The following is a 12,210-nucleotide window of genomic DNA, read 5'->3' as shown; positions in this document are numbered from 1 at the left end:
AAACATCATGGATAAGATACAAAAACTGATCGAAGAACACGTCGGCTATCTGATCGTGTTCACCCTGCTGGTCGTCAGCGTGGCCGGTCTGGTGGAAATTCTGCCGCTGGCCTTCCAGAAATCGACCACTCAGCCGGTGGCCGGCGTCAAGCCCTACACCGCCGTGCAGCTGGCCGGCCGCGACATCTACATCCGCGAAGGCTGCCATACCTGCCACACGCAGATGATCCGTCCGTTCCGCGCTGAAACCGAGCGCTATGGCCACTACTCCGTGGCCGGCGAATCGGTGTACGACCACCCCTTCCTGTGGGGCTCCAAGCGCACCGGTCCGGACCTGGCCCGCGTGGGCGCCCGTTACTCCGACGAATGGCACCGCGTGCACCTGATCAACCCGCGCGACGTGGTTCCCGAGTCCAATATGCCGGCCTTCCCGTGGCTGGCCAAGAATCTGGCCGACGCCGACATTGTGCCGACCAAGATGAAGGCGCTGCGCCTGGTGGGCGTTCCCTATACCGACAAGGACATCGCCGAGGCCAAGGCCCAGGTGGAGGGCAAGTCGGAAATGGACGTGCTGGTCGCTTACCTGCAAGGCCTGGGCCTTGCCTTGAAGAACGTTCGTTAAGCCATGGACTGGGTAACCATCGGACGCTCGCTGTTCACGGTAGTGTGCTTTGCATTCTTCATCGTGGTGCTGGGCATCGCCTACAGCAAGCGCTCCAAGAACCGGTATGAGGACGCGGCCAACCTGCCCTTCCTCGACGACGACAAGGTGCAGGAAGCGGAACAAGACCAAGCTTCCAACGGAGCAAGAAAATGAGTGATTTCGTGAGCGAATTCTGGAACATCTGGATCACCGCGATCGTGCTGGGCGGCCTCGTCTGGCTGACCTATCTGGTGTTTTCGCAATCCAAGATCAAGGTGCAAAAGGGCGAACAGGTGGAGATCACCGGCCACGTGTGGGACGGCGACCTCTCCGAGTACAACCACCCGCTGCCGCGCTGGTGGATGCTGATGTTCTACGTGACCCTGGCCTTCGCCGTGGTCTATCTGATCCTGTATCCCGGCCTCGGTACCTGGAAAGGCATGTTCGGCTGGACCTCGGTAGACCAGTACAAGAAGGAACGCGCACAGGCGGAAGCCAAGTATCAGCCGCTGTACGACCAGTTCCTGAAGCAGGACGTCAAGGCCGTGGCCGCGGATCCCAAGGCTCAGGAAATGGGCAAGCGCCTGTTCCAGACCTACTGCGTGCAGTGCCACGGTTCCGACGCCCGCGGCGCCAAGGGCTTCCCCAACCTGACCGACAACAAGTGGCTGTGGGGCGGTGACATCAAGACCATCCATACCACCATCTCCGAAGGCCGTCACGGCCAGATGCCGGCCTGGGGCGCGGCGTTCGGCGAGGAAAAGGTCAAGGACGTGGCCAACTACGTGCTTTCCCTGTCCAAGCGCAAGCATGACGCGGAGCGCGCGGTGCGCGGCAAGGAAACCTTCGCCACGGTCTGTATCGCCTGCCACGGCGCGGACGGCAAGGGCAACCCGCAGCTGGGCGCGCCCAATCTGACCGACAACAACTGGCTGTACGGCGGCAGCGAGAAAACCATCATCGAAACCATCACCAACGGCCGCAACAACCAGATGCCGGCCTGGAAAGACTTCCTGGGTGAAGGCAAGGTGCATCTGTTGACCGCTTACGTCTGGGGCTTGTCCAACAACCCCAAAGCGCCGCAATAAACCGGTGCCGACCTACTGCCCGCTCACGCGGGCAGTATTCTTTCGCGAGGATGTTATATGATTTCATATAACATCTCCGCTCCGACGCAGCCGCGCATTTCGCCAAGTCCATGCCGCGCATGGCTTTGGCCAAATCCGCAGAGAAGGAAACGCCCATGTCCGATTCGCTCAAGGAAATTCCGATCAAGGTCGAACCGCCGCGCCAGGCCGGCCAGCAGCCCGACGCCACCGAGACCGTTTCTCTGTACGAGTCGCATATCAAGATCTATCCGCGCGCCGTCAAAGGCCTGTTCAACAATCTGCGCGTGCTCTTCGTCATAGGCACCCAGCTGGTCTTCCTCGGCCTGCCCTGGCTGAGCTGGAACGGACGCCAGGCGCTGCATTTCGACCTGATCGAACGCAAATTCCACCTGTTCGGCCTCACCATCTGGCCGCAGGACTTCGTCTATCTGGCCGCGCTGCTGATGTGCTGCGCCTTCGCCCTGTTCACCTGGACCACCATCGCCGGCCGGCTGTGGTGCGGTTATTCCTGTCCGCAGACGGTCTACACCGAAATCATGCTGTGGATAGAGCAATGGGTGGAAGGCGACCGCAACAAGCGCATCAAGCTGGACAAGTCGCCGATGAGCTTGCGCAAATTTCGTCTCAAATTCACCAAGCACGCCTTGATGATCCTGTTCTCGCTGTGGACCGGCTTCACCCTGGTGGGCTACTTCACGCCGATCCGCGATCTGGTGGCCGCCGCGCCGCGCTTCGACTACGGGCCCTGGGAAGCGTTCTGGATGTTCTTCTACGCCGGCTTCACCTATCTGCTGGCCAACTTCATGCGCGAGCAGGTCTGCAAATACATGTGCCCGTACGCGCGCTTCCAGAGCGTGATGTTCGACGCCGACACTCTGATCATTTCCTATGACGAAAAGCGCGGCGAGCCGCGCGGCGCGCGCAAGAAAGGCAGCGACCCGAAGGAACAGGGTCTGGGCGCCTGCATCAACTGCAGCATCTGCGTTCAAGTCTGCCCGGTGGGCATAGACATCCGCAACGGCCTGCAATACGAGTGCATAGGCTGCGCGGCCTGCATCGACGCCTGCGACGAGGTGATGGATAAAATGGCCTATCCGCGCGGCCTGATCCGTTACACCACGGAAAACGCGCTGGAAGGCAAATACCCGGAAAAGGCCATCGCCTCCCGGCTCAAGCGCCCGCGCGTGATACTGTATACGCTGGTGCTCAGCGTCGTTATCGCCACCTCCATCGGCTCCATGCTGATGCGCAAGCCCTTCAAGGTGGACGTGCTGCGCGACCGCGCCTCGCTGGTGCGCGAAACCGATGCCGGCTGGCTGGAAAACACCTATATCATTAAAATTATCAATACTACGGAACAGAATCAGCATTTCAGGATCACAGCATCGGGCTTGCCCGGCCTGAAAGTGCAGGCCGACCGCAAGGACATCGCTGTCGCGGCCACCGGCAACACCGACGTCACCGTTCACGTCCAGGCCGATCCGCAGTACGCGACCAAGGGCAGCCACGAGATCCGCTTCCTGATCGAGTCCATCAACAACCCTTCCCTGCAAGTGGAAGAGAAGTCCAGCTTCATCGGAGAGTAATACATGCAGCACACCCACCCTGCTCCGCGCCCCTGGTACCGCGAGCCCTGGCCCTGGATTCTGTTCGGCCTGCCGCTGATTTCCGTCATCGTCGGCGTGATGTTCCTCGCCACCGCGATCCGCACCGACGACGGCCTGGTCACCGACGACTATTACAAAAAGGGCAAGGCCATCAATATGGAGCTGCGCCGCGACAAGCAAGCCTTCAATATGGGCCTGAGCGCGCAGCTGATGGTGGGCTCGGATCAGCGCACGCTGCGGCTGATCACCACCAGCAAGGTGGCGCTGCCCGCCACCATCACCATGCGCATGGTGCATCCGGCTCAGGACGACTTCGACCAACAAGTGGATATGCGCCAAGCCGGCCCCAATCTCTACCAGGCCACGCTGCCGACGGTTCCGGTCAAGGCCAACCACTGGTACATCCTGCTGGAAGACCAGGCCAAGCAATGGCGGCTGCAGGGCGAGTGGAAGCCGGCTGAAGGCCAGACCGTCTCGCTGGGCCACCCCAACCTGGAGCCGGCGGACTGATGATGACGCGATGGTTCCGCGCCCTGTGCGCGCTGACTCTGGGCCTGGCCATGAGCGCCGCCCACGCCGGCGGCTTCGTGCCCGCCTACCTGACCGGCAATATCGCGCCGCAGCAGAGCGCGACGCTGTCCCAGGCCAAGGACGTGCTGGTCAAGGTTCGCCTGCTGGATCAAAGCCGTCAGGACGCGCCGCCGCAGCTGCTGGCCGAGCAAATCCTGGAAAAGCCGCGCAGCATCCCGGCGGACTTCTCCCTGTGCTACGACAAGCAGGCGATCAAACCCGACGGCCGCTACGTGGTGGAAGGCCAGATCTTCGTTGACGGCGAACTGCGCTACAACAGCAGCCGCCAGACCGAGGTGCTGCGCGCCGGCGCCGACGAACACCCGCAGCTGAGGCTGGACACCGTCGGCGGCAATTAAACGCCGAAGCGCTCCGCCTCCCGGCCCTGCTTCCCGCAGGGCTTTTTCTTTGTCCGCCGCCGCCGGCGCCCGATCAAGTGTTGCTGTTTTGCCTCAGCGCCGGCGAGCCCGGCCCTCAGCCTCCCCTCCAAGGCCGGCAGCGCCGCAAACACGCTTAAGCCCTTCTCCCGCCGGGATTTTCGACAATAGCCCGAATGTGAAGCCTCACAGCACCCATGTCATTTTGCTTACAAATAAATATGACAAATAAAGACAGTTAGTGACGCATTTACTCTATAAACACTGATTGTATGGCAACAAATATTAAAAAATTTTCACATCCAAACATTTCCTAGTTATTATCAAAAATTGCCTACAAAATCCAAGGCAAGTAAAAACTACAACAACACCTCACTCGATCTTGCTCGTTCAAGTGGTGTCACTCAAGTCACACAAGGAAATAATCTATGTCGACCACTTCGCATCCCAAAGGGCTCTATCTGCTTTTTGTGACCGAAATGTGGGAGCGCTTCAGCTATTACGGCATGCGCGCCATTTTCGTGCTGTTCATGATCAAGGCTCTGATGTTCGACAAGGCTCACGCCGCCGACATCTACGGCACTTATACCGGCCTGGTCTACCTGACTCCGCTGATCGGCGGCTATATCGCCGACCGCTACTGGGGCAACCGCCGTTCCATCCTGGTGGGCGGCGTGCTGATGGCCATTGGCCAGTTCATGCTGTTCTTCTCCGGATCGCTGCACGACAGCAATGTGCAAAGCGCCTCCTGGCTGCTGTACGGCGGCCTGGGCATGCTGATTGCCGGCAACGGCCTGTTCAAGCCGAACATTTCCTCGATGGTGGGCCAGCTCTACCCTGAGGGCGACAAGCGCGTCGACTCCGCCTTCACCATCTTCTACATGGGCATCAACGCCGGCTCGCTGATCGCGCCGCTGGTCTGCGGCACCCTGGGCGACACCGGCCACCCGGCCGACTTCAAATGGGGCTTCATGGCCGCCGGCTTCGGCATGCTGCTGAGCCTGGTCGTGTTCTCGCTGTTCAAGAACAAATACCTGGTGACCCCGGAAGGCAAGCCCATCGGCATGGCGCCTAAGCGCCACCACGACAGCGGCGAAAAAGTGGTTCACGCCCCGCTGACTCGCATAGAGAAAGAGCGCCTGGCGGTGATCCTGATCGTGTCCGCCTTCGTGATCTTCTTCTGGTCCGCCTTTGAGCAAGCCGGCGCCTCGCTGACCTTCTTCGCCGAAGAGCAGACCAACCGCAACCTGCTCGGCTTCACCGTGCCGGCCTCCTACTTCCAGTCCATCAACCCGATTTCGGTGGTGATCTTCGCGCCCATCTTCGCCCTCATCTGGACCAAGCTGGGCCACAACAACCGCGAGCCGAACTCCCCGGTGAAAATGGCGCTGGGCCTGTTCTTCCTGGCGCTGGGCTATCTGGTGATCGCCTTCGGCGTGGAAGGCCTGGAACCGGGCGTCAAGGTCAGCATGCTGTGGCTGGTCAGCCTGTACGTGCTGCACACCTTCGGCGAACTGTGCCTGTCCCCGATCGGCCTGTCCCTGGTGGTGAAACTGTCCCCGGCCCGCTTCACCGGTCTGATGATGGGCATCTGGTTCCTGTCCAACGCCGCCGCCAACAAGTTTGCCGGCACCCTGTCGGAACTGTACCCGGACCCGAGCAAGCCGGTGCCGCACTTCCTCGGCTACGCCATCAGCAATCTGCACGACTTCTTCATGTTGTTCGTGGCCATGGCCGGCGTCAGCTCGCTGGTGCTGTTCGCGCTGTCCTACAAACTGAAGAAAATGATGCACGGCCTGCAATAAGGCCAAGCGTCGCCAGCCGGGCGCCCAGCCCGGCTCCGCAAGCAGCCGGCGGACGCCGGCTTTTTTTGCGCCGTCCCCGGCCAACACAGACCGGAGAAAAGGCTTTATCATACGGGGCTTCCAGATTCCGGCCCTTATTCGCCGCCGCGCCCGCGCGCGCCGACGGCCCTCCACCCCGAATGAAAAGATCAAGTCTCTCCTGGCAGCAAGGCGCCTTCGCCGTCCTGCTGCTGCTATTGCTGCTCCGCCTCGCCGGCATGTGGGCGATTCCGCTCACCGACACCACCGAGGCGCGCTACGGCGAAATCGCCCGCAAGATGCTGGAAACCGGCAACTGGGTGACCCTGTGGCACGATTACGGCATTCCGTTCTGGGCCAAACCGCCACTGTCCAGCTGGCTGTCCGCCGCCGGCATGGGCCTGTTCGGCGTCGATGAAATCGCCGCGCGCCTGCCCTCGCTGCTACTGGCCATCGCCACCCTGGGCCTCAGCGCCCACCTGATGCGCCACCGCAGCGGCGGAGACGCCGCCATGGCCGCCGCGCTGATCCTGGCCAGCGGCCTGCTCTTCCTCGGCGCCGCCGGCACGGTGATGACCGATCCGGCGCTGCTCTTCTGCGTGACCCTGAGCCAGGTCGCTTTCTGGCACGCTCTGGCGCGCGACAGCCGCCGCTGGGGCTATGTCTTCTTTGTCGGCCTGGGACTCGGCCTGTTGGCCAAGGGCCCGCTGGCCGTGGTGCTGGTGGGCATGCCCATCTTCTTCTGGGTCTTGCTGCGCAATCAATGGCTGGCGCTGTGGCGCAAGCTGCCGTGGATCGGCGGCGTCTTGCTGATGTTCGCCGTCGCCGCGCCCTGGTATGCGCTGGCGGAACAACGCACCCCGGGCTTCCTCGATTACTTCATCATGGGCGAACACGTCAGCCGCTTCCTGGATTCCGGCTGGAAAGGCGACAAATACGGCTTCGCCCACGCCACGCCGCGCGGCATGATCTGGCTGTACGCGCTGGGCGCCATCTTTCCCTGGTCCGTCGCCATGCTGGCCTGGCTGGTCCGCCACGGCGCCAAGCTGCCGCGGCTCTGCCGCGACGACGACGGCTGGCTGCTTTATCTCTCGCTGTGGACCCTGATGACGCTGCTGTTCTTCACGATGTCTGGCAACATCATCTTCCCCTACTCCCTGCCCATGCTGCCGGGCTGCGCGCTGCTGTTCGCCGAACTGTGGCGTCGCGCGCGCGCCGACGACGCGAAGCGCAGCGCGCTGCCCTGGATCGCCGCGATCGGCGGCGTGGTGCTGTTGGCGCTGCTGGCCTTCAACCACTACGACGGCAATCGCTACCTGCGCACCCAGAAACAGGTGATCGCCGCTTGGCGCGCGCAAAACCCGAGCGCGGACAGCGCCTTGGTCTATTGGGCCGGCCGCCGCGAATTCTCCGCCGAGTTCTACTCCCACGGCCGCGCGCGCACCACGCAGGACCCGCAGCAACTGCGCGCCTGGCTGGCGGGCAAACCCGGCAGCTTCATCGTGGCCGACGAAAACGAGCTGGCGCGGCTGCCGGCCGACATCCGCGCCCGCTTCGCGCCGCTGGGCCGCTTCCAGGTCATGAACGACACCATGCTGCTGCTCGGCGACGCCCCGGGTGCGCGGCAAGCCCACCACGAGGACGCTCAGCATGACTGAGGCTTTTGTGCCGCCCTATCTATTGGCCCAACGCGCCAAGGAGCGTCCGGCCGATCCGCTGGTCAGCTGCGTGGTGCCGGCCTACAACGAATCCGCCAACATCGTGCCGATGCTGCAAACCCTGCATCAGTTGCTCGCCGACGCCGGCTACCGCCACGAACTGGTGGTGGTGGACGACGGCAGCCGCGACGACACCGTGGAACAGGTGCTGACCCATGCCGCCGGCCTGCCGGTGACGCTGATCCAGCTGTCCCGCAACTTCGGCAAGGAGATCGCGCTCACCGCCGGCGTCGACCACGTCCAGGGCGACGTGGCCGTGCTGATAGACAGCGATTTCCAGCATCCGCCGGAAATGGTGCCGGTGTTCCTGCAGGAATGGCGCCAAGGCTACGACATGGTCTACAGCGTGCGCAGCAGCCGCGAGGACGAGCCGCTGGCCAAGCGCCTGTTCACCCGAGCCTTCTACCAACTGGCCAATAGCGGCAGCCGCCACAAGATGCCGGCCGACACCCAGGACTTCCGCGTGCTGGACCGCTGCGTGGTGGAAGCGCTGCGCCAGATGCCGGAGCGCAACCGCTTCATGAAGGGCTTGTACCACTGGGTGGGCTTCACCCAGCGCCCGATGCCGACCCAGACCCGCGAGCGCCGCGCCGGCCAGAGCAGCTTCAACTACCGCCGGCTGCTGGACCTGGGCATCACCGGCCTCACCGCCTTCTCCAATATGCCGCTGCGCATCTGGACCGTGGTCGGCTGCCTGATTTCGCTGTGCTCCATCGGCTACGCCGCCTGGGAGCTGACCCACACCCTGCTGTTCGGCAACCCGGTCAGCGGCTGGCCCACGCTGGCGGTGGCGATCAGCTTCCTCGGCGGCGTGCAGCTGCTGTCCATCGGCATACTGGGCGAATACGTGGGCCGTATTTTCGACGAGGTCAAACAGCGCCCCACCTATCTGGTCAGCCGCATCAGCGGCCGCGGGCGGCCGGACGCCGGAGACGCAGGGGAATGAGCCGCGAGCTGTTCTGGTTCGGCGTGGTCGGCGTGTCCGCCATGCTGGTGCATTTCGGCGTGGTGGCCTGGCTGCTGGTGCCGCTGGGCATGGCGCCGCTGCAAGCCAATGTGCTGGGCTTTCTGATCGCTTTCCAGGTCAGCTACTGGGGCCACCGGCTGCAAACCTTCCAAGCCGCCCACATCCCCCACCGCCAGGCCTTGCCGCGCTTCTTCGGCGTCGCCTGCCTGAGCTTTCTCGTCAACGAAGCGATGTACGCGCTCTTGCTGCGCTTCACCCCGCTGAATTATCGCGCCGCCCTGTTGCTGGTGCTCGTCGTCGTCGCGGCGCTGACCTTCGCGCTCAGCAAGCTATGGGCCTTCCGTGAGCCGCCGTCGACACAGAAACTACACAGAAGCCCTTAATTTTCAGCACAAAGGGATATAAAACTTTACCCGCTTGTCGCGGTCACACTCCCATGACAAAACGACTGACACTCTGCGCCGACGACTTCGCCCAGTCCGACGCCATCAGCGCCGGCATTCTGGAACTGCTGGCCGCCGGCCGCCTGTCCGCCACCAGCGTGATGAGCCAGGCGCCCAGCTGGGCCAGCCGCGCTGCCGAGCTAAAAACCTTCGACGGTAAAGCCGACATCGGCCTGCATTTCAATTTGACTCACCCCTTTGGCGAGCAGGCGCGTCCCTTATCGCATTGGCTGATGAAGAGTCAATTGCGCCAGCTATCGCGCCCGACGCTGCGTGATGCCGCCATCATGCAAATCGATCTGTTCTGCCAGCATTTCGGCCGGCTGCCGGACTTCATCGACGGCCACCAGCATGTGCATGCGCTGCCGGTGGTCCGCGACGCCTTGTTCGAAGCCGTTGCCCAGCGCTGGCAGGGCCAGACGCTGCCCTATTTGCGCTCTCCGGACCGCCTGGGCCACCCCGGCGACAACCGGCTCAAGGCCCTGGTGCTGCGCAGCGTCAGCACCGGTTTCGACGACGGCGCTCGCGAACTGGGCTTCAACACCACGCCCTGGTTCGGCGGCATGTACTCGCTGACGCCGCAAGCCGACTTCGCCGGCCTGATGCAGCAATGGCTGGCCCGCACGCCGGACCGCGGGCTGATCATGTGCCACCCCGGTCACCCGGCTCAAGACAAGGAAGACCCGATCGCCGCGACGCGGGACAAGGAATTCCGCTTCCTCTCCAGCCAGGCCTTCGTCGAACTCTGCGGACAATACGGCGTGGAATTGGCTCGCTTCGACCAGGCCGCGCCCGCTCCCGCACCGATGGCGGCCTGAAAGCCGGACCCCGGCCCAGCCTAGCCGCTTACGCCGCCGGCCACCCCAAATCCCAGGGTTGGCCCAAGTCCCGCAACGCCGCGAGGCAGGTCTCGGACAAGAAGGCCTCGCCTCGGCTCGGCGGGCAGACAAAGCGGAAACTTTCGCCCTCCAGTTCGAAGCGCAGCGCATAGGCGTGCAGATAGCCGCGATCCGCCGGCGTTCCGCCGTATAGCAGATCCCCCAGTATCGGCGCGGACTGCGACTTCAAGGCCACCCTCAGCTGATGGGTCTTGCCGCTGCGTGGCCGCAGCAGGAACAAGCGCAGACCCGGCTGCAGCGAATAGCTGAAGAACTGCGTCACCGCCGGGTTCTGCTGACTATTCAGCAAGCGCCAGGCGCCGCCTCGGCCCTTGGCCATATCGCCGGCAACCTTGCCCTGTTTCTTGCCCGGCTTGCGGTCCGACAAGGCCAGATAATATTTCTCTATCTCTCGCCCGGCGAAGGCTTCGCCCAGCCGCGCCGCCGTCTCGGCCGAGCGCGCCACCAGGATCAGGCCGGAAGTGATGTGGTCCAGCCGGTGCACCGGCCACAGCGCCTCGTCGCTCAAGCCGGCGCGCAAGGCCTCCATCAGGCCGGCCTCCTCGCCCTCGCGGTGGAAGCTGACGCCGGGCGCCTTGTCCACCAGATAAAAGCGGGGATCGCTATGCAATAGAGTGAACGCCGCCTCAGGCATCGGCGCCGTCCTGCTTGGAGGCCTGGCGCATGCGCTGTTCGGTTTCCATCCTCATCTTCTTGCGGATTTCGGCGTCGCGGAAACGGTGTTGCTGCTCCGTCGTTTCCAGCGTCAGCGGCGGTACCGGCACCGCCTTGCCGTTTTCGAACGCCACCATGGTGAAATAGCAGCTATTGGTGTGGCGCACCGTGCGCTTCTGAATATCCTCGGCCACCACCTTGATGCCCACCTCCATCGAGGTGCGGCCCACATGATTGACGCAGGCGAGAAAAGTCACCAGTTCGCCCACGTGGATGGCCTGCTTGAACAGCACCTGATCCACCGACAAGGTCACCACGTAACAGCCGGCGTAACGGCTGGCGCAGGCGTAAGCCACCTGGTCCAGCAGCTTCAACAGCACCCCGCCGTGGACATTGCCGGAAAAATTGGCCATGTCCGGCGTCATCAACACCGACATCACCAGTTCGCGCTGGCTCGCCTGATCCACCTGTTGCCCCATGCCATACTCCCAAAAGCGGACCTCGCCCGACGCCGGCCGGCGTGGTCCCGCAAAGATTCGAAACCGCGTATTCTGCGCCCTTAAGCTTGTTTTAAACAGTTTTTAGCGGAATTTCCGCCCCTGTCGCCGCCGCAACAGCTTTTGGACAAAAACCCCGCATAGCGGCTAAACTGGAAATATCAAGCTAAGACGATGAATTCATGAGCATTTCCGGGATATCCAGCTACGGCGGCTATGGCGGCTACGCCTTGCAAGCCAGCCATGGCGCCAACTGCCAGTGCCCGGCCTGCCAGCAAAACCTGGCCAGCGCCGCGGCGCCGGCGGCGCTTGCCTCTGCGCCCGGAAACAGCGCGGCCGATCCCGGCGCCGCCGATCAAAAAGAGCCAGCCCGGCCCAATGCCACGCTAGGCGCCGACGGCAAGCCCCTGGACGAGCCGCAGCAAAAACAAGTGGAAGCGCTCAAGGCGAGAGACAGCGAAGTGCGCCAGCATGAGCAAGCCCATCTGACCAGCGGCGGCGCGCTGGCCGGCGGCGGCGCCACCTACACTTATCAGCAAGGCCCGGACGGCAAGCAATACGCGATAGGCGGCGAGGTGGGCATCCGCCTGGCTCGGGGCAGCACGCCGCAGGAAACCATCTCCAACGCCCAAACCGTGCAAAGGGCCGCGCTGGCGCCGGCCGACCCCTCCGGCCAGGATCGCGCGGTGGCCGCGGCGGCCGCGCAGATGGAACAGCAGGCCCGCATCGAGCTGATGCAGCAACAGGCCGGCAAGCAAGGGATGAGTCCGCTGCAGGCGCGCCAACACGTCAACAGCCCCGAGCGGCAAGGCCCGGGGCTGGGGTCCAACATCGATACCTATGCCTGAGAACCTGTTCAAAATCCGCTGCGCTTCGGCGATACGGCGTTGAACAGGCCCGGAG

14 protein-coding genes are annotated in these 12,210 nt (G+C 63.3%); 12 read left to right on the top strand and 2 right to left on the bottom strand.

The genetic code is table 11. The features are described 5' to 3' along the window. Window positions 1–7: 7 nt before the first annotated feature. The 11 genes from ccoO (at window position 8) to JC616_RS04735 (ending at window position 10,075) form a co-directional block, all read left to right on the top strand. Window positions 8–622: a cytochrome-c oxidase, cbb3-type subunit II gene (ccoO, locus tag JC616_RS04785; RefSeq protein ID WP_019102681.1), complete on the top strand. Its 615-nt coding sequence runs from the start codon at window positions 8–10 to the stop codon at window positions 620–622. Between the two features lie 3 nt (window positions 623–625). Further along, window positions 626–817 (top strand): cbb3-type cytochrome oxidase subunit 3, encoded by a 192-nt coding sequence (locus JC616_RS04780; RefSeq protein ID WP_048410958.1) that lies wholly within the window; start codon window positions 626–628, stop codon window positions 815–817. After that, window positions 814–1,731 (top strand): cytochrome-c oxidase, cbb3-type subunit III, encoded by a 918-nt coding sequence (gene ccoP / locus JC616_RS04775; RefSeq protein ID WP_227106995.1) that lies wholly within the window; start codon window positions 814–816, stop codon window positions 1,729–1,731. Before JC616_RS04780 ends, ccoP begins: the two co-directional genes overlap by 4 nt. Before the next feature lie 155 nt (window positions 1,732–1,886). Beyond that, window positions 1,887–3,338 carry a cytochrome c oxidase accessory protein CcoG gene (gene ccoG / locus JC616_RS04770; RefSeq protein WP_227106994.1) on the top strand — a complete coding sequence of 484 codons (1,452 nt, stop codon included), beginning with the start codon at window positions 1,887–1,889 and terminating at the stop codon, window positions 3,336–3,338. A gap of 3 nt (window positions 3,339–3,341) precedes the next feature. Then, a complete protein-coding gene (locus JC616_RS04765) occupies window positions 3,342–3,869 on the top strand; it encodes a FixH family protein (RefSeq protein ID WP_107798188.1) in 528 nt (175 codons plus the stop codon). After that, window positions 3,869–4,288, top strand: a complete 420-nt coding sequence (locus tag JC616_RS04760) for a YbaY family lipoprotein (protein ID WP_227106993.1) — start codon at window positions 3,869–3,871, stop codon at window positions 4,286–4,288. Before JC616_RS04765 ends, JC616_RS04760 begins: the two co-directional genes overlap by 1 nt. A gap of 446 nt (window positions 4,289–4,734) precedes the next feature. Further along, a complete protein-coding gene (locus tag JC616_RS04755) occupies window positions 4,735–6,111 on the top strand; it encodes a peptide MFS transporter (RefSeq protein ID WP_107798187.1) in 1,377 nt (458 codons plus the stop codon). A gap of 179 nt (window positions 6,112–6,290) precedes the next feature. After that, entirely contained in the window at window positions 6,291–7,787 is a 1,497-nt protein-coding gene (locus JC616_RS04750) for an ArnT family glycosyltransferase (protein WP_227106992.1), read from the top strand. Then, on the top strand, window positions 7,780–8,793 hold the full coding sequence (locus JC616_RS04745) for a glycosyltransferase family 2 protein (protein ID WP_107798185.1): 1,014 nt from the start codon (window positions 7,780–7,782) through the stop codon (window positions 8,791–8,793). Before JC616_RS04750 ends, JC616_RS04745 begins: the two co-directional genes overlap by 8 nt. Next, window positions 8,790–9,197: a GtrA family protein gene (locus JC616_RS04740; protein ID WP_107798184.1), complete on the top strand. Its 408-nt coding sequence runs from the start codon at window positions 8,790–8,792 to the stop codon at window positions 9,195–9,197. Before JC616_RS04745 ends, JC616_RS04740 begins: the two co-directional genes overlap by 4 nt. A gap of 53 nt (window positions 9,198–9,250) precedes the next feature. Next, window positions 9,251–10,075 (top strand): ChbG/HpnK family deacetylase, encoded by an 825-nt coding sequence (locus JC616_RS04735; protein WP_227106991.1) that lies wholly within the window; start codon window positions 9,251–9,253, stop codon window positions 10,073–10,075. Window positions 10,076–10,103: 28 nt separating this feature from the next. Here JC616_RS04735 and JC616_RS04730 read toward each other — a convergent pair whose 3' ends face one another. Together JC616_RS04730 and JC616_RS04725 are read right to left on the bottom strand one after the other, a co-directional pair. After that, window positions 10,104–10,790 carry a TIGR01621 family pseudouridine synthase gene (locus tag JC616_RS04730; protein WP_227106990.1) on the bottom strand — a complete coding sequence of 229 codons (687 nt, stop codon included), beginning with the start codon at window positions 10,788–10,790 and terminating at the stop codon, window positions 10,104–10,106. After that, complete coding sequence (locus tag JC616_RS04725; protein WP_199225795.1) at window positions 10,783–11,289, bottom strand: acyl-CoA thioesterase; 507 nt, start codon at window positions 11,287–11,289, stop codon at window positions 10,783–10,785. Before JC616_RS04725 ends, JC616_RS04730 begins: the two co-directional genes overlap by 8 nt. 200 nt (window positions 11,290–11,489) lie before the next feature. Here JC616_RS04725 and JC616_RS04720 point away from each other — a divergent pair, with 200 nt between their 5' ends. Then, entirely contained in the window at window positions 11,490–12,155 is a 666-nt protein-coding gene (locus JC616_RS04720) for a putative metalloprotease CJM1_0395 family protein (protein WP_227106989.1), read from the top strand. Window positions 12,156–12,210: the final 55 nt, after the last annotated feature.

Source organism: Chromobacterium rhizoryzae, from assembly GCF_020544465.1.
GTDB lineage: Bacteria > Pseudomonadota > Gammaproteobacteria > Burkholderiales > Chromobacteriaceae > Chromobacterium.
This window is presented reverse-complemented; position numbering and strand designations above follow the sequence as displayed.

What these genes read in the sequence shown, in the direction of transcription:
- JC616_RS04730 (WP_227106990.1), bottom strand. Translation starts at nt 10,790, where the DNA reads ATGCCTGAGGCGGCGTTCACTCTATTGCATAGCGATCCCCGCTTTTAT.
- JC616_RS04745 (WP_107798185.1), top strand. Translation starts at nt 7,780, where the DNA reads ATGACTGAGGCTTTTGTGCCGCCCTATCTATTGGCCCAACGCGCCAAG.
- JC616_RS04720 (WP_227106989.1), top strand. Translation starts at nt 11,490, where the DNA reads ATGAGCATTTCCGGGATATCCAGCTACGGCGGCTATGGCGGCTACGCC.
- JC616_RS04765 (WP_107798188.1), top strand. Translation starts at nt 3,342, where the DNA reads ATGCAGCACACCCACCCTGCTCCGCGCCCCTGGTACCGCGAGCCCTGG.
- JC616_RS04740 (WP_107798184.1), top strand. Translation starts at nt 8,790, where the DNA reads ATGAGCCGCGAGCTGTTCTGGTTCGGCGTGGTCGGCGTGTCCGCCATG.
- JC616_RS04755 (WP_107798187.1), top strand. Translation starts at nt 4,735, where the DNA reads ATGTCGACCACTTCGCATCCCAAAGGGCTCTATCTGCTTTTTGTGACC.
- JC616_RS04725 (WP_199225795.1), bottom strand. Translation starts at nt 11,289, where the DNA reads ATGGGGCAACAGGTGGATCAGGCGAGCCAGCGCGAACTGGTGATGTCG.
- JC616_RS04780 (WP_048410958.1), top strand. Translation starts at nt 626, where the DNA reads ATGGACTGGGTAACCATCGGACGCTCGCTGTTCACGGTAGTGTGCTTT.
- ccoP (WP_227106995.1), top strand. Translation starts at nt 814, where the DNA reads ATGAGTGATTTCGTGAGCGAATTCTGGAACATCTGGATCACCGCGATC.
- JC616_RS04760 (WP_227106993.1), top strand. Translation starts at nt 3,869, where the DNA reads ATGATGACGCGATGGTTCCGCGCCCTGTGCGCGCTGACTCTGGGCCTG.
- ccoO (WP_019102681.1), top strand. Translation starts at nt 8, where the DNA reads ATGGATAAGATACAAAAACTGATCGAAGAACACGTCGGCTATCTGATC.
- ccoG (WP_227106994.1), top strand. Translation starts at nt 1,887, where the DNA reads ATGTCCGATTCGCTCAAGGAAATTCCGATCAAGGTCGAACCGCCGCGC.
- JC616_RS04735 (WP_227106991.1), top strand. Translation starts at nt 9,251, where the DNA reads ATGACAAAACGACTGACACTCTGCGCCGACGACTTCGCCCAGTCCGAC.
- JC616_RS04750 (WP_227106992.1), top strand. Translation starts at nt 6,291, where the DNA reads ATGAAAAGATCAAGTCTCTCCTGGCAGCAAGGCGCCTTCGCCGTCCTG.